Below are 19,422 nucleotides of genomic sequence, written 5' to 3' on the forward strand. Positions count from 1 at the left end.
GGTACCGATGTCAGCTGCCGAATACCGCGTCGTCCAGTGGACCACCGGGAACGTAGGAATGAGTTCCGTGCGGGCCCTCGCCGCCGATCCCGCCATCGATCTGGTCGGATGCTTCGCATGGTCACCCGACAAAGTCGGGCGCGATATCGGTGAGCTGGCAGGCGGGGCGCCACTCGGTGTGACCGCCACCGACAACATCGAATCGCTGCTCGCCCTGAAACCCGATTGCGTGATCTACAACCCCATGTGGTTCGACGTCGAGGAAGCAGTGCGCATCCTGTCCTCGGGAGCGAACATGGTGACCACCGCGTCGTTCATCACCGGCCACAATCTGGGTGATGAGCGCGAACGGCTGGAAGCGGCGTGCCGGCGCGGCGGGTCGACGATATTCGGCTCCGGGGTCAGTCCCGGCTTCGCCCAATTGCTTGCGATCGTCGCGGCGAACGCGTGCGACCGGGTCGACAAGGTGACTATCGCCGAGTCCGCCGACACCACCTTCTACGACTCGCCGGCCACCGAACGGCCGGTGGGCTTCGGCACCCCGATCGACGATCTTGACCTGCCCGGTATGGCCGCCCAGGGCACCGCGGTGTTCGCTGAAGCCGTTCGGCTGGTGGCGGATTCGCTGAATATCGAACTCGACGAGATCGTCTGCCAGGCCGAATACGCGCAAACCACCGACGATCTGGACCTCGGGTCATGGACTATTGCCAAGGGCTGCGTGGCCGGTGTGGCCGTCAGCTGGCAGGGCCGTGTCGGCGATCGGGTCATCATCGACATCAATGTCCGCTGGCGTAAGGGCCAGACGCTGGATCCGGACTGGAAGATCGACGGCGACGGCTGGAAGATCACCGTCGCGGGCAGGCCGACCGTGAACATGACCGTCGGCTTCCTCCCCCCGCCCGATTTCCACGCCGAGACGATCGCCGATTTCATGGTCCTCGGCCATATCATGACCGCCATGCCGCCCATCCACGCGATACCCGCGGTCGTCGCGGCAGCACCAGGTATCGCGACCTATAACGATCTGCCACTCACCTTGCCCCGCAACATCATCGCGCGGGGATGAACCGCACCGGATGACTCCTCCGGCAGCCGGAGACTTGTGCTCGGTACTGTGTCGGATGTCGCGGCTTCGTAGGGTCTCAGGATGCGGATTGGTGAGCTGTCCGAGCGCACGGGCGTGAGTCCGAGCGGAGCACTCCACCACCTCGGAAACGGTCGCATAGCCTCCTCCGATGCGGTGATCCGCCTCTCACTCCGTTGCCCCTGACATCCATGTGAGTGATGAGGATTGCCGCAGCGCCCGGAACCCACCGGGCCGGTCAGACGAGAGGCGGCAAAAAATGGGGCAGGCATGGGGTTTCGGTAAGTACGGCGGGCCCGAGGTGCAGGAGTTCTTCGATCGCCCCGACCCTGTTCCGGGGCGCGGTGAGGTCCTGATCCGGGTCAACGTCGCCGGGATCGTCGATCTGGTGGGAGGCGCCGTGCTGCGGACAGTCGCTCCGCTGGCCAGGAACGCCCGAGACATCATCGCCGTTGGCGATGCGTCGGTGTCCGATCTCGGTGGACGTTTCGTCGAACGTCGCCTCGACCGCGAGAGTCTCGAGCGGTCCGCTCGGCTGGCACTGGACGGCGTCCTCGCCCCCGTGATCACGGCGGTCCATCAGCTCTCCGACGCACCGGCCGCCCTCGCCACCGTCGAAAACGGCCACGCCGCAGGCAAAGTCGTCATCGAGGTGGCATGAGAGATGGCTCGGCGACTGACGCCGAGAGCGGGCCGCGTAGCGATGGCCGGCTCCCGGCCCCAGCGGACTGGAACGCGAGTCGGCGCCCGCGGGGATGCCGGGTGTAGCTGCCTGCTTTCGGCGGAGCTGAACTCCCGCTCAGGGGCCTGGACAAATGATTCGAATCCGCATGCTCTGGCGATAACGTGTTCTAAATTGGGTTCCTCTGGCGATGCGAATCACGCTCGACCACTGACAGATCGCCGCACCGGAGGTGCCTGCCGATGTCATCGGGTGTACATCTCCCGCCACAACTGCCCGAAGCCGAAGATGCTTCTCCCAGAACAGTTTCGGAGGGCATCCCGACCGATCCGGGCTCGCTCACCCCCGCCTGGATCACCGCGGCACTACGGGCACACGGTCACCCTGTCGAGGTCGACAGCGTGACCGTCACGCCGGTGGGTTCGGGTCAGATGGCCGGCTCGTACCGGCTGCTGCTGCGCTATCGCGACAGCGCCAGCTTGCCGGTCAGCATGATCGCCAAACTCGCCATCGGTTCCGAGGAGCATCGCCGGTTCGGCGCTGGCGCCTTCCGCAACGAGGTGCGCTTCTATCGCGATCTGGCGCCGACGCTGCGGGCCCCGGTGCCGGGCTGTCACGCGGGCGTCGTCTCGGAATCCGGCAGCGAATTCGTGCTGCTACTCGATGATCTCGCGCCGGCGGTGCAGGGCGACCAGATCGCCGGCTGTACCGCCGAACAGGCGCGCGCGGTCGCCGTCGCCGCCGCCGGCCTGCACGCCCCGCGCTGGTGTGACGACACGTTGTTCCAGGTGCCGGGCCTGTCGCTGCCCACTGCCGAGGATCGGGACCTGATGGACTCGGTGCTCGGGCCGATGGCCGACGCCTTCGTCGAGCGTTTCGATGATCGGCTCACCGACCTCGAGCGGGCCGCCGTCAGGTGGCTCGTCGCGTCCGCCGGGGAGTGGCTGATCGCCCCGCTGCGGCATTTCGCGCTGCTGCACGGTGATCTTCGCGTCGACAATGTGATGTTCGCGCCGGACGGCACCGTGACGCTGCTGGACTGGCAGACGATCACCCCTGGGCAACCGCTGCGCGATATCGCCTTCCTGCTCTCGACGAGCCTCACGATCGAGGACCGCCGCCGGCACGAGCGCGCCATCATCGCCGACTACCACCGAGCGCTCACCCGGCACGGTGTCACCGGCTACCGCCCGGAGCAATGTTGGGCCGACTACGTGTCGTCCCTGATCCACGCTCCGCTGATCGTCGTATTCGGTTGCGGTGCGGCCGCTCCCACTCCGCGCGGCGACCAGATGTTCCACACCATGCTCACGCGCAGCGCCGCCGCGATCGACGATCTCCTACCGGGCGCATTGCACTGACCCGGCCGCTCCCGTCGATCGCTGCGGTCATCGACGCGGCAGCCGGACGAGCTTTCGCGCATTGCTCGACGACGCCGCGCACCGTCGCCGCCGAAGCCGTTGTGCGGGTGGCGCATCGACGCGGGTCGGCGCTCTCACTGGGTGGTTCGGTTGTCGGCGTGTGGTGGCCGAAGCGCGCGCCGACGGATCTTGCCGGTGTGTGTTTTGGGCAGTTCCGCGATGATCTCGAGTTCCCTCGGTCGCTTGTAGGGCGCGAGGCGCTCTCGGGCGAACGAGATCAGCTCGTCAGCCCGGACGTCGTGTCCGGCCTTGAGCGAAACATAGGCGGCAACCGACTCACCTCGATACTCGTCGGGTCGGCCGACGACGGCTGCTTCGAGCACGGCCGGATGCTCGTACAGGACGTCCTCGACCTCACGCGGCCACACCTTGTACCCGGAGACATTGATCTGATCTTTGATCCGGTCGACCAGGTAGACCCAGCCCCGTTCGTCGACGATCGCGCTGTCGCCGGTGCGGAGACGGCCGCCGGGCAGGGCGGCCGCGGATTCCTCGGGTTTACGCCAGTATCCGCGAATGACCTGTGGGCCGGTGACGACGAGTTCGCCCTGGCTGCCGGGTGGAAGGGTGCCGCCTTCAGCGTCGACGACCTCGAGGGTCACTCCCGGCAGCGGTCGGCCGATGGACAAGGTGCCACTGTCCGGGTCGACCGGGGCACTCGTTCCGGGTGGTACGGCGGTGACAGCCGACGAGGTTTCGGTCATGCCGTAGGCGTTGTGGATGTAATGGCCGAACCGTTCGCGGAATCGGGCGATCGTACTCGGCGGGACCGGGGCACCCCCGCTGAACAGCGTCTTGATGGTGGAGAAGTGCGCGGCGGTGGCGTATTCGGAGTTCATCATCGCGTTGAACGCGGTGATCGAACCGATCGTGTAGGTGACGCGGTGTTCGCTGAGCGCGTCGACGGCGACGTCGGTGTCGAATCGGCCGGTGAAAACCAGTGCGGTTCGTTCGGTGAGCGCGAGGGCGCCGATGACGACGGCTCCGGTGATATGGAACAGCGGGGCCAGGGCGAAGACGACATCGCCGGGGGTGATGCTCGCGAGTTCGGCGAACCGGGTGGTCACCGCGCGGACATTGGCGTGTGAGTTCATCGCGCCCTTGGGCGGGCCGGTGGTGCCGGAGGTGTAGGCGAGAAACGCCATGTCGTCGCCGCGCACCTGGACCTGCGGGGGTTTCCTGCCGATGTAGGCGTCGGCCACAGCGAGCAGGTCGCTGGGCGGCGGGTCGGTACGGCGGCCTCCTGCCGCAGCGTCGACCTCGAACACCCGGGAATCGTTGCGGGACTGCAGGTCTGACTCCGCGGTACCCAGCACCCACGCGACCGTGGTGCCCTCGACATCGTCTCGGACCTGCTGCACATCGCGATCGGTGGTGATGACCCCGACCGGCTCCGCGTCACTGACCAGCTCGCGCAGTTCCCGGCCGCGATACATCGGGTTGAGCAGCAGGGCGACCGCGCCGAGCTTCCACAGGGCCAGCAGGACGAGTGCGTAGTGCGGAATGTTCTGCAGGTGGATGCCCACCCGCTCACCGTGTCCGACCCCGCGGTCGGCCAGTGCGGCCGCGAGTGCGTTGGCGAGGTCGTCCGCTGCGCGCACGGTCAGTGTGGTGTCGAAGTACACGAGGGCCGGGGCGTCGGGCTCGTGCTGGACCCGGTCGTGCCATGCCCGCACGAGGGTGTCGAAGTTCGGGTCGGCTTCGGGTGCTGTCCCGGTGTCACCGGCGCTCACGCGGGGAGTTCCTTGTGTCCGGTTTCGCGGATGGTCGCGACGGTGAGGAGGCCGATGGCGCAGACACCCATCACCCAGTAGGCGGGTGACATCGCGTTGCCGGTCGATTCCACGAGCTGGGCGGCGACATAGGGGGCGGTTCCGCCTGCGGCGATAGTGCCGATATTGAAACCGAGGGAGACACCGGTGTAGCGGACCGTGCGGGGGAAGAGCTCGGTGAACAGGGGGAACGCGGGGACCTGCACCACGCCGTTGAGAACCATGTACACGAAGTAGACGATGCCGATGACCAGGATGCTCGACGTCGCGCCCATGATCATGAAGGCGGGCAGCGCGAGCACGACGTAGCCGAGATAGCCGCCGATGAGCACCGGTTTGCGTCCCCACCTGTCGGTGAGCATGCCGCTGAGCGGGAAGGTGGCGCAGGCCAGCGCGATGGCGACCGCCGAGGTCCAGTAGACGGAGTCCTTGGAGAAGCCGAGGTCATTGATCAGATAGACGCTGAAGTAGGTCAGCCCGATATAACCGGAGCCGTTCATCGCGATGGCGATCCCGACGACCCGCAGGACAGACCACGGGCTCTTGGTGACAGTGTCGAGCAGCGGGCTCTTGGCGACCTGCTCCTTCTCCGCCATCTCCTCGAATTCGGGGGTGTCCTCCAGCTTCATCCGGACGCGCAGGCAGACGTAAGCCAGCGGCAGCGCGAGCAGGAACGGGATGCGCCAGCCCCACGATTGCATCTGCTCGTCGGTGGTGGCGAGCGACACCACGCCCACCACGGCGGCGGCCACGGCGAAACCGAGAGTGGAGCCGACCGGGGTGAAGGACCCGAAGAAGCCGCGTTTGCGCGGTGGCGCCGACTCGGCGATATAGGTGGCCGCGCCACCGACTTCGCCGCCGGCCGAGAACCCTTGGGCGAGACGGACCAGCACCAGCAGGATCGGGGCGAGCACACCGACAGCCGAATGGGTGGGCAGCAAGCCGAGGATGCCGCAGGCCACGCCCATGCTCACCACCGTCATCACGAGGGCGGAGCGGCGGCCGCGGCGGTCGCCGAGGCGGCCGAAGAAGATGCCGCCGAGGGGACGGGCGACATAGGCGACACCGAAAACAGCGAGCGTCGACAGAATCGACACCCCGGAATTCTCCGAGGGGAAGAACAGGGGTGCGATGGTGACGGCGAGGAAGCCGTAGACCGCGAAGTCGTAGTACTCGATGAGGGTGCCGACGCCGCCGGCGATGGCGGCGCGGCGGGCCACGGAGTTCGATTTCTTCGCGGCTGTCGCCGGCCGTGGTCCGGTGGGGTGCAGGTGATCGGACCCGACGCGAGATTCTGTGTTCGTCATTGAGCCTGTCTTTCGCGTGCGTGCTCGGCGAGCAGGAGTTCATAGGAGCCACCGGCTTCGATGACCTGGACGGTCCGCGGACTCGGTGGGTTGCCGACCAGGTGGGTTCCGTCGGACAGGCGCAGGGCGGCGGCGCGCCAGTCGAGGGCCACCGCGTCGTCGACCTGTACCGCGGTCGATACGCCGGGGATCGTGATCAACGGCATGCCGTTGAAGGTCTCGCCGCGCCAGAAGCCGGGCGAGAAGGATTCCGCGACGATGGCGGCGATGCCCGCGTTGCGGAGGGCGACCATGGGCGGGTAATGCGGATGGCCGTAGCCGAAGTTACGGCCGCCGACGATGATATCGCCGGGACGGACGCGGTCGGTGAAGGTGGGGTCGTAGACCCGCATACAGACCGATCGCAGGTGGTCGGGGTCGTAGGACTTGATATTGGCGACACCGACGACGAGGTCGATATCGAAATCGTCGCCGAAGATCCAGGCGACCCTGCCTTCGATGAGATCCGCGGGTGGGGGATAGGCGCTCACTGGTTCGACTCCTGGATGGTGCCGGTGAGGGCACTGGCGGCCACCGTGTAGGGGGAGCCCATGTAGATGTTGGCGTCGGGGCTGCCCATCCGGCCGGAGATGTTCAGGACACCGGTGGAGATGCAGTTCTCGCCGGGCTGCAACGGCTTCTGGTAGCCGAAGCAGAAGTCACAACTCGATATGTTGATATGCGCACCCGCGGTGCGGAGCACGTCGAGAATGCCTTCTCGCTCGGCTTGCTCGTACACCTGCTGGGAGGTCGGGACGACATTGAGTTCCACACCGGGTGCCACCTTGCGGCCGTCGAGAACCAGGGCGGCGGCCCGCAGATCCTCGATACGACCACTGGCGCAGGAGCCGATGAAGGCCTTCGTGATCGGGGTGCCTGCGAGTTCCCGGACCGTCTTGGTGTTGACGGCGCGGGCCGACCCGGGCAGCACCACGCGCGGGGTGAGGGTGGCGAGGTCGATGGTGTGGCGGGCGGCGTAGGTGGCGTCGGCATCCGGATACACCGGGTCGAAGGCGCGGCGGGCGACCTCGTCGGCGTAGGCCAGCGACATCTCGTCTGGTTCGAAGATCGCCGAGACAGCACCGGTGAACATGGCCATTCCGCACAGGCCCTGGCGATGGTCGATGGCCATGGAACGGGCGCCGGGGCCGCCGAATTCCATCACCTGATGCGCGCAGCCGTCGGCGCCGACCAGATCGATGATGGTGTGCACGAGGTCGCGGCTGTCGACGCCAGAGGGGAACTCGCCGACGAGGTCGAAGCGGGTGGTGGCGGGGATGTCGACGAAGACCTGACCGGTGACCCAGGCTTCGATGAGGTCGCGCCGGATGCCCCAGCCGAGGGCACCGAAGGCACCGATTCCGCTGATATGGCCGTCGAAGTGGACGAGGAACTCGCCCGGGATGGCGAGGCCGAGCTCAGCGGTGAGCTGGTGGCCGATACCGCGGCCCTCGTGCAGTTCGATGCCGTAGAACTCGCACCAGTCGCGGGTGACCTGGTGGACTTCGGTTTCCTTGTCGTTGCGCTTGGTGAGCATGTGGTCGATGAAGACGATGTAGCGGCCGGGGTCCTCGAGCTCGGTGATCGCGAAGTCCTCGCGCATCTGGCGGAACATCACGTCGGTGTAGCCGGGGAAGTCATAGGCGATCATGCGCGCGGGCCGCACCGGGTGGTTCTCGCCGGCCCGGACCGTTTGCTGATCCGTGGCGCGGCCGAGGATCTTCTCTGTCATCGTGTAACCCACAGCGATCACTGCTCCTTGGCCGGCAGGTACTTGTTCTGCATGGCCTCGACCTCGGGGAAGCCGATCAGTTCCACGAATTCGTGATGCTGGAGCGCGTCGGCGCTCACCTGGGCCGGGGCCTCGCCCGCGGCCAGCCGCCGCAATGTCTCGCGGGCGGCTCCGGCCACGGCCATCAGGACCTGGGTGGGCAGCAGGGCGAGGCGGACGCCGATCTGGTCGAGGACCTCGGGGGTGAAATCGCGTTCGGTCCAGGTCGACGCGGTGAGGGTGGCCATGAGCGGAACCCCGACTTCCTCGTGGCAGCGCTGCCACTGTTCGACGGTGTCGAAGGTCTTGGTGACCGGCATGATCATGTCCGCGCCCGCCTCGACGTAGGCCCGCGCGCGGCGGATCGCCTCGTCGCCCCGCGCGTCGGTGCGCGCGATCAGCAGCACATCATCGGGGATGGAGTCGCGGACGGCGCGGATCTTGCCGGTCGCCTCGGCGACGGTGATCAGGTCGACGGGCTCGCCCACGCAGATGGGGCAGGACTTGGGGGAGACCTGATCCTCCATGAACATGCCGCCGACACCCGCGTCGGCGAATTTCGCGGCGGTGCGCGCGGCGTTGACGGCGTTGCCGTAACCGGTGTCGATATCGGCGACGAGCGGCAGCTTCGACGACTCCCGGATCGTGCGGACCGCCTGCAGGTTCTCGGTCTGAGTGTAGAGCTCGGCATCGGGGAGGCCGAGTGCTGCCGAGACGGCGAATCCCGAGGCGCACAGTGCGCTGAAGCCCGCCTGCTCGGCGAGGCGGGCGGTCAGGCCATCCCAGACGCCGGGTGCGTAGACGAGGCCGCGGGTCGTGAGGTCTTTCAGGTTCGGGCTGCGCACAGTCCACCCTCCGTTTCGCGATGCGGAATGTGTTTCACATGACGATATGTACGGTAAGGTGGTGCGGGTCACAAAGTCAACCCCGGTCGGTGGATGTGCTCATATGGTGGCAACGCCGATCGCCGGACCAACGAAAGTGAGTGAGTAGCAGTGGCTGTGCCCATCGAGCCCGAAGCAGCAGGAGGTCGCGACGTCGTCGGCGCCGTCCTCAAGGCCTGCGCCCTGCTCGAGAAATTCGGTGCGGATCGGCCCGTCTGGACTTTGAACGAACTCACTTCGGCCAGCGGGATGAACAAGACGACGGTGTATCGCCTGATGGCCACGCTGATCCACGCGGGCTGGGTGGATCGCACCGCGGAAGGTGCTTACCGAATCGCGATGCCGGTGTTCGAAATCGGTTCCGCCGCGCTGTCGAAACTCGATATCCGTTCTGCGGCAAGGCCGTTCATGGCCGAGTTGGCCGACGCCTTCGGGAACACGGCCTACCTGATGGTGCCCGCGGAACAGGGTGCGGTCTGCATCGATCTGCTCGAAGGACGCAACTCCCTGGTCGTCGCCGGGATCAATATCGGCTCGGTGATGCCGTACCACGCCGCGGCGGGGCCGGTTGTCATGCTCGCTCACTCGAAGATGTTGCGGGACAGGTGGATCACGGCGGATCTGCCCGCGATCACCGACCGGACCATCACGGATGTGGCCCGACTCGTCGAGCACCTGGACGGGATCGAGAAGGCCGGCTATTCGCTGAGCAATTCCGACTACCTGCCCGGGGTCGCGGCGGTGGGAGCGCCGATCCTGGGGAAGGACGGATCGGTTGTCGCGTCCATCAGCGTCGGGGGCCGGGCCGAGGAGTTCGAAGGGGACGCCCTGGCCGAGATGATCGAAAAGGTGTGTGACGCCGGGTCGCGGATCACGCGGATCATGCAAGCGCTACCGCGAGGCTGATCAGGTTGTGAGGAGCAGCAGGGCGATGCGGAGTAGCCACCGACCTCGGCACGTCGTGACGGTGGGCTACTCGAGCTTGCCGCCCGCGTCGGTGCACTCCCGGTAAGCAGTGCTTGCGGAATTATTGCGAGACTGGGAATACGGCATAGAACGGGTCTGCTGTAACGCCGACTCGCGTTGGCATAGTCCCAGTTTGGCGGAGGTTTGGTTACGCCATGCCGGTGGACCGGAGGTGAGTTTGCTGAAGGTGTGCTGTCTGTATCCTTTGCGCGTCCTGGTCGACGGGGGCGAGCGGTGTCCGTTCGCCCCATGAGGTTCGGAGGTTTGCGCACACATGGTTTCGCATCGCTCGGTTCCGCGTCCGGCGGTACTCACGCCCGGCGCTGCAACATCGGATTTCCGTCCCGTGCTGCTCGATGCATCGAGACCGGAAGGACTGGGTGATCTGGAAGCGCTGGCAGCGTCGAGCTCTGTCAGTGCGGTGCACGACACCATCGAAGAACAGCTCGACGAACTGATCCGCTGCGAGGACCCCGCCGTCCCGCATTCGGCGGATTCGCTGGCAGCGTCGCGTCGTCGGATCTGTGGCGAGACTCCGTTGTGGCGATGGGGAACCTGGGTCTTCTATCCGTGGAACGGCCGGTTGGTGCATGTGCTGGCGCGCGAGCATTTTCAGCGGGTGCGAACCGATCGCAATCGTAACAAGATCGACCGGGCGCAGCAGCGAGACCTGCGCGAGCGGCGGATCGGTGTGGTCGGGCTGTCGGTGGGCAACAGTGCGGCTGTGACGCTGGCGATGGAAGGGGTCGGCGGATCGTTCCGATTGGCCGATTTCGACACCGTCGGGCTGTCGAATCTGAACCGGCTGCGGGCGGGGATGGGTGATCTCGGGGTCTCCAAAGCTGTGCTGGCGGCGCGTCAGATGTTCGAGATCGACCCCTATCTCGACATCGAGGTGTTCCTGGACGGGTTGACCGAGGAGTCGATCGGGCCGTTCTTCGATGGGGTGGGCGGCACCCGGCCGCTGGATCTACTGGTGGAGGAATGCGACACGATGTGGGCGAAAGTCGCTGCCCGTGAGTTCGCGCGGCGCCGAGGGATTCCGGTACTGATGGACGCCAACGATCGCGGCCTACTGGATGTGGAGCGTTTCGATCTCGAACCCCATCGCCCGCTGTTCCACGGCCGCACCGGCGGGTCGAGCTCGCCCGATGTCGCGAGGATGAACCGGGGTGAGCTGCTGTCGCTTCTGCTGGCAGTCGTCGATGAGCCGCGGTTGAGCCCGGCGATGCGCGACGCCCTCGGTGAGGTCGGCCGGAGCCTGTCCAGCTGGCCGCAACTCGCCTCCGGGGTGATGCTCGGTGGCGCATTGGTGGCGGACACGGCTCGCCGGATCCTGCTCGGCGAGCTGATCCCGTCGGGGCGAACCTATATCGACCTCGACGAACTCATACCCGCGCTGGGTCCACGAATGGCTCCGGAATTCGTGCGGGCGATGGAGGAAGTCCGTTGACGATCGACCTGCGCAATGTGGAACTGGTCGGCACGCGGCTGCGGTTGCGTGATCTGCGTGCCGGTGATCTGGACGTCTACCAGCGGATCTTCACCGACCCGCGCTTGACCCGATTCATGGGTACCGACAGCATGGGCGTCCGGGCGGCCGCGGCGTCGTTCGACGCCGCGCTGCGCTCGCGCGACGAGAGTCCGCGGCGCAAGTTCACGCTGGCGATCACAGCACCGGATGACGACACCATGGTCGGCACCATCGGCCTGCTGGTGGAGGATTTCGGCAGCAACGCGATGATCGGCGGTCTGGTCGTGGTTCCGGAGGGGGCGCTGCGGGCGGGTGGTATCGAGGCGGGACGGCTCATGGCGGCATTCGCCTTCGGGCCGCTCGGGATTCACCGGGTATGGGCGGGGCATCGGCACGATCATCCGGTGATGGACACAGTGATGTCGGGAGTGGGCTTGACGCCGGAGGCACGGCTGCGACAGCTGTACCGAACCCAGGGCAGGTGGCGCGACGTGTGCACCTACGCGGCTGTGCAGCCGGAATGGGCGGCGACGGCGACAGCTGCCGAACGTCGAGTCCTCGCGTTGCGGCCTACTGCGGCAAGGGAACACGCCACCGCAGGTCGGTGAAGTCGGTGGGCAACCCTCCCGAATCGGGCTCCAGGCGGGCCACGGCGCGATAGCATCGCCGACTACAGGCCCCACGTAATCACCTTTGCCTGAATTGCCACCACCCGAAACGCGCAGTGGCCGGCGACGGGAGGGACTCCACCGCCGGCGAGATCCGAAGTGGAGATCACCAATGGCAGTGCTGATCGACTCCGACTACTTCACGCCGGCGGACCGGCGGGAGGCGGTCACCGCAATCCTGCAGGAAGCCGATATCGGGGCGAACCTGCAGATGTGGGACTCGCCGGCGGAAGTGGTCAGTCGGCACCAGGCCTGGATGCTCGGCCCGATCGCGCTCACCCGCTCGGAGGTATCCGGTCACCAGGTCTGCCGCACCAGCCGCCATGAGCGATCCACGCCAAGCGACACTCTGACGGTGACCGTGCAGAACGGACAGGTCCGCAGGCACGAACAGTTCGGTGCGCAAACGCTGATCGAACCAGGTGCCTGCGAAGTGATCGACCTGGCCACCACATTCGCCTCCGGCTGGCACGGTCTCGGCGGAACGCTGTGCCTGCAGCTGTCCAGAGAGCGCCTCGGCATTTCCGCGGAAACGATCGTCGCGGCGCACGGGCGATTGGCGGCGTCGCCGCTGTATCCGATGGTCACGGCGCAGATCCAGCATCTCGTCCGGATCGCCGACCAGCTCGAAGCCGATCCGGCCGCCGCCTCCGTGGGCGAGTCGTGCCTGGAAATGGTTCGGGCACTACTGATCTCGGCGGCCGGGCGCGGGCCGGGTGACGGCGCGGCCATCCCGGAGCAACTGCTGATCGAGCAGATCCTCGGGTATGTCCGGACACACCTGTCCGACTCGACCTTGAAGATGCCCGCTATCGCCGCCGCCAACAACATCTCGGTCCGGCACCTGTACAAGGTGTGCGCGCAGTCGGGTATCAGTCTCGAGCAGTGGATCATCGAACAACGCCTGGTCCGGGCCCGCGACATGCTGGTCGACCGGGGCTACGCTCACCGGTCCGTCGCCGCTGTGGCCGGTGCCGTGGGTTTCCGCGACGCCGCCCACTTCGCCCGGCGATTCCGCGAAGCATTCGGTATGACGCCACGTGACTGGCGCCGCAGCGCCACCGATGCGGCCAACCCACCGAAGTAGCCGGGGTTCCGCGCTCGAATGCACGCACGTTTGTGCGTGCACAGTCAGTTGCCGTGCAGTCACAGCCTCCTTCGAGGGCCGATTCACCGATATCTTTCGAATGTGGTTGCGCGAGACCGCATCAGGAGCAGGAGTGTTCGCCGACGGGCGACCGCGCCGATGCGGTCCGTGCCGAGGGCATCGACAGAGAGGGGAGACCATGTCCACGAGGATCGGCAAAGCTATTCGGGCGGCGCGGATGGCCTCCGGATTCACGCAGGCCGAGTTGGCCGACTGGATCGGAATTGCGGACGGAAATCAGATCAGCCGTTGGGAACGTGATGTGGTGACACCCAGCGCCGGCAATGTCGGCGAATTGTCGAGGGTTCTAGGGGTGCGTCTCGACAACTCGGTGGGCGACGCGGTGTCGTGCTGAGCTGAATGCCGTTGCGTCGGCGCGATCCAGACCGAGCCGACGCAACGGCGAGTGTCCGCCGAGCCGCCCGAGGCTACGAAACGACCTGGGAGCTCAGGTAACTCAGCAGAATGTGGGCGTCGTCGCCGTAGTCGATGTGCGCGTCGGAGGCGTAGAAGCTGGCCATGTCAACGCCTTGGCGGGCCAGTTGGACGAGCTCATCGACGGTAGCGGGGTCGGTGATGCTGAGCAGGGTTCGGGTGGTGGCGTGGAGATCGGCTCCGATGCCGGCGGCGATGGGGCCGAACACGGAGCCGGTGAGGTCGGCGCCGGTGGCGGCGAAGGTCGCCAGGTCGGCGGCGGCGGCGATGGGGTCGTTGCGATCGAGGGACTCGACTGCACGCCACAGGATCTCCTGCAGTCGGCCGACCCTGTCGGCGATGCTCAGAAGATCGATGTCGATGAGGGCGTCGGCGATCACGCTGACGCCTGCGGTCCGACCGGAGGGGTCGACGGCGGCGGCCGCGCGGATGACCTGGGCGACCAGGACTCGGTCTACACCCGCGGCGGCTTGGACCAAGGGGGCCAGGGCAACGTTCAGGGCATTCGCGGTCCGGTGCGCACCGCGAATGTCACCTGCCGCCAAGAATTCCGGGAGGCGGGTCAGGTTGTCGAGAATGGTAGGCAGGTTCGCCGCGGTGGCGGTCCAGCCGGCGCCCATGGTGACGGCTTGAGCGATCAAGCTGCTGGGATCGACCGTGGCGGGGATGACGTTGGCGATCGGTTCGGGATCACCGCTCAGGACCCGCCCCAGCACGGCGAGAAACGGAGAGGTGGCGGCATCGAGGGAGCAGTACAGGTCGCCGTCGGCACACAGCGTGCGCACCCGCTCGGTCAACGCACCGAAATCCTGGCTCCGCGTTCCGGCTATACCGTGGCCGGGCTGCGGATTGCCCAGGGAGAGCGTGGTATTCGGATCGCGATGCGGATCGGCCAGTAGTCCGACACCGACCACTCGATCGGCACCGATGGGACCGTCGCCGTTGCCGATCTCGGTGGCGAGATCGCCGATGCCATCCGCCCCCTGGCTGTAGCCGGCGAGGACGACCCGTGTCGAGCTGCACAGGCCACGCAGCATGTGGTGCAAGCGGGATTCCAGGGTGTTCAGGGACTCCGCGTAGCTCAGACCGAGGTCGAAAGCGCTTGCGGCATAGGGGACGTAGAGAACCGTGATGTCACGGCCGAACTCCTGTCGCAGGCCATCGCCGACGGGCCGGAGCATCCCGACGGGCACCCCCGGATCGGCGTCCAGCGTGGTCTCCCACGTTCCCGGCGCGAAAATCGCCGTATAGGGGGTGCAGGGCCGCGCGCCAGGCATTTCCGCCCGCGCGACGCCTGCCGCCGCAGTCCCGACTACCACGACGGCGGCGACCAACATCGCCGCGGCGGATCTCGACAACCTGCTCATCGTCCAATTCCTCTGTTGCCGAAGGGGATTCGTGACGATGCGACAGCTGTTGAATCGCGCCGAACCGTCGTGGCCAATTCTCGCCACTCGGCGACGGTTTCGCCGACAATTTCAGACACAGTTTCATTTCAGATCACCGGCCGGGGGGCGAGACGTGTGGGTAACCGGCATACGCCGGGTCTATCGCTTTCCCTGAAGCGTTACGCGCGGTGCCGTCGGCTAGGTGGCGTTGTCGGGGCGGCACCCACAGGACTCGCCTCGGTGGAGGGTGACCGGCATCGGGGTGTGTGCCGCGGAATCGAGTGTTGGATCGAGAACGTCGCCGATCGCGCGGTGGGCGATGGTATCGATGGGTTGCTGGGCCGAAGTCAGGGTGATCTGTCCGAAATTCTGGGCTGTGCCGCCGTCGAAGCCGACGATGCGGATGTCGCCGGGAACGCGCAGTCCGGCGTCGGTGACGGCTCGCATGGTCGCCGCGGCCTGCGCGTTCGTGCCGACGACCATGCCGTGCGGTGCCGGGGCGTCCGCGCTGAGATGCGCGCGGACGGCCCGGTAGGCGCCTTCGGGAGTGAGGTCTGTGCGGATGAGGGTGCCGGCGGTGGTGATCGAGGCGAAGCCCTCGTGGCGCTGCGCGACGGTTTCCCGGTCGCCGTATTCGACGTCGGCCGCGGTGAATCCGCCGACGAAGGCGATGTCACGGCAGTGGTGGACCTCGGCGAGGTGGGCGGTGGCGATCGCGCCCGCCGCGACGTGGTCGGCGCAGACGAGCGGCATCGGGGCGTCGACCGTTCCTCGTCGGCTGTGTACCCAGGCGACGGGCACGCGGGCACGGCGGCAGGCCTTGCTGATCTCGGGAGTGTTGACCGCGCCGACGACGATCAGTCCGTCGATGCCGACATCGGTGAACGCCGCGGTGAACTCGAGTTCGCGGTCGGGGTCGTACCCGGTGTTGCCGATCATGGTCAGGTGATCGCGGGCGCGCGCCTCGATCTCGAGCCGCCCCGCGAGTGCCGCGTACAACGGCAAGGTGAGGTCGGGAACCAGCATGCCGAGCTGACGCCACTTGCGCGGCCGTCGCAGCGCTCGGGCGTTGCGGTCGGGTCGATAGCGCAGCTCGTCGGCGGCGGCGAGGACCTTGGTACGCAACGCATCCGACACCGGGCGTGGCCCGTCGTTGAGGACATAGCTCACCGCGGCGGTCGAGACGCCGGCGAGCGTCGCGACGTCAGCGAGAGTGGGCCGTTTCGTGGTCACATTCGCTCCAGTGTCGCAGCCCGAATCCGAGGTTGTCCGGGTTTCGTTCATGCAGATTCCTACCCTATCCGGCACTCGAATCCTGATTACGCTAATCGATTAGACACGTTACAAGCGTGACCCAGCGCCGCAACATATGACAGGTGAAGTAGACGACATGTCCTACGCACGACTCAGCGGAGTCACCCATCACGAACCCGGCAACGCCTACGACAGCTACGTCCTGTTCACCGGTGCCGACTCGATCACCCGCCTGATCGACCTCGCGGGCACCGTTGTTCGGGAATGGCCGCATCCGGGGGTTCCGCCCCGGATCATCGACCCGGCGCTCAACGGCGGTCGCATCGGCGATATCGGAGTCCAGCTGAGCGAGAGCGGCGACGTCCGCGGCGGCATCTACGCCAACGGGACTGTCGGCCAACTGAATTGGGCGGGGGACACGGTGTGGGAATGGGGGAGCGAGGCGCCCGGCGGCGCCGCACGCCAGAATCACGACTGGGAGCTACTGCCCAACGGCAACCGGCTGCTGCTGGTCACCGTGGCGCGGGTGGTGCCCGATCTGGGCGCGGCCACCGTCGGCGATCAAGGACTGTTCGAGGTCGATCCCGACGGTGCGATCGTGTGGCAGTGGCTCGCCGGTGATCACCTGCACGAGTTCGGCTTCACCGAACTCGGGTGGCAGGCACTGCGCGCCACCGCGGCCCGCGACCCCGAAGACCCGTGGGGCTATCTGGAGATGAACAGCGCGAAATCGCTGGGACCCAACCACTGGCACACCGAGGACCCCGACACGGTCTTCCAACCCGACAACATCGTTGTCAGCTTCCGCAAAGCCAACATCGTCGCCCTGGTCGACAAGGCATCCGGCGCGATCGTCTGGAAGCTCGGCCCGTACTTCGACGCTGTCCCCGGCGCCCAGCATCAGCGCATCAACGCCCACAAGGTGCCACGCCCGCTCGACCAGATCTCGGGCCAGCACAATCCGCACATGATCGCGCCCGGCCTGCCGGGCGCGGGCAACATCCTGGTCTTCGACAATCAGGGCGGTGCAGGCTATCCGCCTGCGCCGCTGGGTATCTACGCGGGATCGCGGGTGCTCGAGATCGATCCGACCACCGAACAGATCGTCTGGCAGTACACCGCCGAGGACTCCGAGCGGCCGTCGTGGACGTTCTTCAGTTCCTTCGTCAGCAACGCTCAGCGACTGCCCAACGGCAACACCCTCATCACCGAGGGAATGCGGGGCCGGCTCTTCCAGGTGACGCCGGATGGCGCGGTGGTGTGGGAATACCACAGTCCGTACGAGGGCTACGGAGTCGCCGGTGAGCCCGAGGTTCGCGAACCGCGCGTGCCCGGAGTCGACCGACTCACGTTGACCCCGTTGGTGTATCGGGCTCAGGCGGTGCCCTTCGACTGGGTCCCGGCCGACACCACCACCAGCTGACCGAACCGCGTCGCCGTCGGTGCGGGCGGCGCCGTGGCCCGCTCACACCGACATGGAACCGAAGGAAGGACGACGACGTGACAACCAGCGTGGGAACCAAAACAGCACCCGATCCACCGGCAACCTCGAAACGCAACGCACGGCGTCCACGCCACCCCGGCGCAGCAGCCTGGATCGCGCGCGCGAAGGCACTGACGTTCACCATCGCCGGCCTCGGTCTGGCCGCCCTGGTGTGGTCGCTGGTAGCGGCGGGCGGGCAGTTCCCCGATGAGCTGTTTCCGGCACTGCCCGAGATCGGGCGAGCTGGGCGCAGCATGTGGCTCGACGGCATGTTGGCCGACGACATCACCGCCAGCTTGCGCCGTGCCGCAACGGGATTCGTCATCGGCGCGCTGGCAGGCATCGCCGCCGCGGTGCTGACCGCGAACACCGCGACCGGTCGCGCACTGCTGCAGCCGGTCCTGCGATTGCTCTCGCCCATTCCCACGATCGGACTCGTCCCGCTGGCGATCCTGTGGTTCGGGCTCGGCGAGGACAGCAAGGCGCTGGTGATCGCGCTCGGCGTTTTCGTGCCGGTATGGATCAACAGCCACACGGGCTTGTCGGGCACCCCTGAGGACTACCTGCAAGCGGCGCGGTGCCTGGGCGCGGGGCGGCGTCAGACGCTGCTCAGGATCGTGTTGCCGGAGGCGGCTCCCGACATCGTCTCCGGTCTGCGGGTCGGTGCCGCGATGTCGTTCGTCCTCATCGTCGTCGCCGAAATGACCGGAACGACCGAGGGAATCGGCTATCGCATCTATCAGTCGCAGATGTTCTCCCAAGCCGACCGGGTGATCGCGTGCCTGATCGTTCTCGGCATCATCGGCGCCGTCTGCGACCTGGCGATCGCCTCGCTCACCGCGCCGCTGACGACATGGTCGGAAAAGGAGCACTGAGATGGCGATCCACACCAACGACCTCGTCGTTCACTACCCCGGACAGCCCGCCCCGACACTCGACGGGATCAGCATGTCGATCCCCGACGGCTCGTTCACCGTGCTGGTCGGCGCCTCGGGCAGCGGCAAGTCGACCCTGCTGCACTGCCTTGCCGGTCTCATCACCCCCACCGCCGGGACGGTGACCGACAACGACACCCCGGTACTGGCACCGGATCCACGCCGCGGCATGGCTTTTCAGCGTGACGTGCTGTTTCCGTGGATGTCGGTGGCCGACAACATCGAGTTCACCCTCCGCGCTCGGGGCGTTCGAGCCAGGGCGCGACCGGCGCGAGTCGCCGAACTCCTCGATGTCGTCGGGCTGCCCGACGGCGTCGGCGCACGCCGCCCCAGCGAATTGTCCGGCGGCATGCGTCAGCGGGTGAGCATCGCCCGCATGCTCGCCGGGGAGCCCACCGTGATGCTGATGGACGAACCGTTCGCGGCACTGGACGCGCTGACCCGGCTGAAGATGCAGGACCTGCTCATCGACCTGTGGACCAGATACCACCGCACCGTCGTGTTCGTCACCCACGACATCGACGAAGCGATCCGGCTGTCCGACACCGTCAGCGTGCTGCGTGACGGCCACCTAGTCGACCACATCGCCAATCCCTTGACCCGGCCGCGTCATTCGGACGCACTGGCCGAACAGCCCGGCTACAGCCAGATCCGCAAGCTTTTGCATCACGAGCTCGGCATCGATCACGCCATTGCCTGACCCCACCTT

At 66.8% G+C, this 19,422-nt stretch carries 18 protein-coding genes; 11 read left to right on the plus strand and 7 right to left on the minus strand.

Annotation, left to right across the window (positions count from 1 at the left end; genetic code table 11):
* Positions 1-7: 7 nt before the first annotated feature.
* From ACQHI0_RS08040 to ACQHI0_RS08050, 3 genes are all read left to right on the plus strand, one after another.
* Positions 8-1,069 (plus strand): dihydrodipicolinate reductase, encoded by a 1,062-nt coding sequence (locus ACQHI0_RS08040; protein ID WP_427907294.1) that lies wholly within the window; start codon positions 8-10, stop codon positions 1,067-1,069.
* A gap of 277 nt (positions 1,070-1,346) precedes the next feature.
* Complete coding sequence (locus tag ACQHI0_RS08045) at positions 1,347-1,748, plus strand: zinc-binding dehydrogenase (protein ID WP_427907295.1); 402 nt, start codon at positions 1,347-1,349, stop codon at positions 1,746-1,748.
* A 263-nt stretch (positions 1,749-2,011) separates the two neighbouring features.
* Positions 2,012-3,130 (plus strand): phosphotransferase, encoded by a 1,119-nt coding sequence (locus ACQHI0_RS08050; RefSeq protein WP_427907296.1) that lies wholly within the window; start codon positions 2,012-2,014, stop codon positions 3,128-3,130.
* A gap of 134 nt (positions 3,131-3,264) precedes the next feature.
* On the opposite strand, the gene ACQHI0_RS08055 is transcribed toward ACQHI0_RS08050, so the two are convergent.
* From ACQHI0_RS08055 to ACQHI0_RS08075, 5 genes are read right to left on the minus strand one after another with little or no spacing between them, the layout of a single operon-like run.
* Positions 3,265-4,923: a class I adenylate-forming enzyme family protein gene (locus tag ACQHI0_RS08055; RefSeq protein WP_427907297.1), complete on the minus strand. Its 1,659-nt coding sequence runs from the start codon at positions 4,921-4,923 to the stop codon at positions 3,265-3,267.
* On the minus strand, positions 4,920-6,269 hold the full coding sequence (locus ACQHI0_RS08060) for an MFS transporter (RefSeq protein WP_427907298.1): 1,350 nt from the start codon (positions 6,267-6,269) through the stop codon (positions 4,920-4,922). Before ACQHI0_RS08060 ends, ACQHI0_RS08055 begins: the two co-directional genes overlap by 4 nt.
* A complete protein-coding gene (locus ACQHI0_RS08065; protein WP_427907299.1) occupies positions 6,266-6,799 on the minus strand; it encodes a 3-isopropylmalate dehydratase in 534 nt (177 codons plus the stop codon). The genes ACQHI0_RS08060 and ACQHI0_RS08065 overlap by 4 nt, the downstream gene beginning before the upstream one ends.
* Positions 6,796-8,040, minus strand: a complete 1,245-nt coding sequence (locus ACQHI0_RS08070; protein WP_427907300.1) for a 3-isopropylmalate dehydratase large subunit — start codon at positions 8,038-8,040, stop codon at positions 6,796-6,798. The genes ACQHI0_RS08065 and ACQHI0_RS08070 overlap by 4 nt, the downstream gene beginning before the upstream one ends.
* A gap of 17 nt (positions 8,041-8,057) precedes the next feature.
* Entirely contained in the window at positions 8,058-8,924 is an 867-nt protein-coding gene (locus tag ACQHI0_RS08075; protein ID WP_427907301.1) for an isocitrate lyase/PEP mutase family protein, read from the minus strand.
* A 150-nt stretch (positions 8,925-9,074) separates the two neighbouring features.
* Between ACQHI0_RS08075 and ACQHI0_RS08080 the strand changes: the two genes are divergently transcribed.
* From ACQHI0_RS08080 to ACQHI0_RS08100, 5 genes are all read left to right on the plus strand, one after another.
* Complete coding sequence (locus ACQHI0_RS08080) at positions 9,075-9,869, plus strand: IclR family transcriptional regulator (protein ID WP_427907302.1); 795 nt, start codon at positions 9,075-9,077, stop codon at positions 9,867-9,869.
* Positions 9,870-10,203: 334 nt separating this feature from the next.
* Entirely contained in the window at positions 10,204-11,382 is a 1,179-nt protein-coding gene (locus tag ACQHI0_RS08085; protein WP_427907303.1) for a ThiF family adenylyltransferase, read from the plus strand.
* Positions 11,379-12,011 (plus strand): GNAT family N-acetyltransferase, encoded by a 633-nt coding sequence (locus tag ACQHI0_RS08090; RefSeq protein WP_427907304.1) that lies wholly within the window; start codon positions 11,379-11,381, stop codon positions 12,009-12,011. Before ACQHI0_RS08085 ends, ACQHI0_RS08090 begins: the two co-directional genes overlap by 4 nt.
* A gap of 172 nt (positions 12,012-12,183) precedes the next feature.
* Positions 12,184-13,158, plus strand: a complete 975-nt coding sequence (locus ACQHI0_RS08095) for a helix-turn-helix domain-containing protein (protein ID WP_427907305.1) — start codon at positions 12,184-12,186, stop codon at positions 13,156-13,158.
* A gap of 199 nt (positions 13,159-13,357) precedes the next feature.
* The gene (locus tag ACQHI0_RS08100; protein WP_427907306.1) at positions 13,358-13,573 is read left to right on the plus strand and encodes a helix-turn-helix domain-containing protein; all 216 of its coding nucleotides are present in this window, start codon (positions 13,358-13,360) and stop codon (positions 13,571-13,573) included.
* Between the two features lie 73 nt (positions 13,574-13,646).
* On the opposite strand, the gene ACQHI0_RS08105 is transcribed toward ACQHI0_RS08100, so the two are convergent.
* The gene (locus ACQHI0_RS08105) at positions 13,647-15,020 is read right to left on the minus strand and encodes a cutinase family protein (protein ID WP_427907307.1); all 1,374 of its coding nucleotides are present in this window, start codon (positions 15,018-15,020) and stop codon (positions 13,647-13,649) included.
* Positions 15,021-15,239: 219 nt separating this feature from the next.
* On the minus strand, positions 15,240-16,274 hold the full coding sequence (locus tag ACQHI0_RS08110; protein ID WP_427907308.1) for a LacI family DNA-binding transcriptional regulator: 1,035 nt from the start codon (positions 16,272-16,274) through the stop codon (positions 15,240-15,242).
* Positions 16,275-16,431: 157 nt separating this feature from the next.
* Between ACQHI0_RS08110 and ACQHI0_RS08115 the strand changes: the two genes are divergently transcribed.
* The 3 genes from ACQHI0_RS08115 (at position 16,432) to ACQHI0_RS08125 (ending at position 19,413) form a co-directional block, all read left to right on the plus strand.
* On the plus strand, positions 16,432-17,718 hold the full coding sequence (locus tag ACQHI0_RS08115) for an aryl-sulfate sulfotransferase (RefSeq protein ID WP_427907309.1): 1,287 nt from the start codon (positions 16,432-16,434) through the stop codon (positions 17,716-17,718).
* Positions 17,719-17,795: 77 nt separating this feature from the next.
* The gene (locus ACQHI0_RS08120; protein ID WP_427907310.1) at positions 17,796-18,653 is read left to right on the plus strand and encodes an ABC transporter permease; all 858 of its coding nucleotides are present in this window, start codon (positions 17,796-17,798) and stop codon (positions 18,651-18,653) included.
* A gap of 1 nt (position 18,654) precedes the next feature.
* Complete coding sequence (locus ACQHI0_RS08125) at positions 18,655-19,413, plus strand: ABC transporter ATP-binding protein (protein ID WP_427907311.1); 759 nt, start codon at positions 18,655-18,657, stop codon at positions 19,411-19,413.
* Positions 19,414-19,422: the final 9 nt, after the last annotated feature.

Origin of the sequence: Nocardia sp. FBN12, assembly GCF_050320175.1 — a bacterium.
Lineage (GTDB): Bacteria > Actinomycetota > Actinomycetes > Mycobacteriales > Mycobacteriaceae > Nocardia.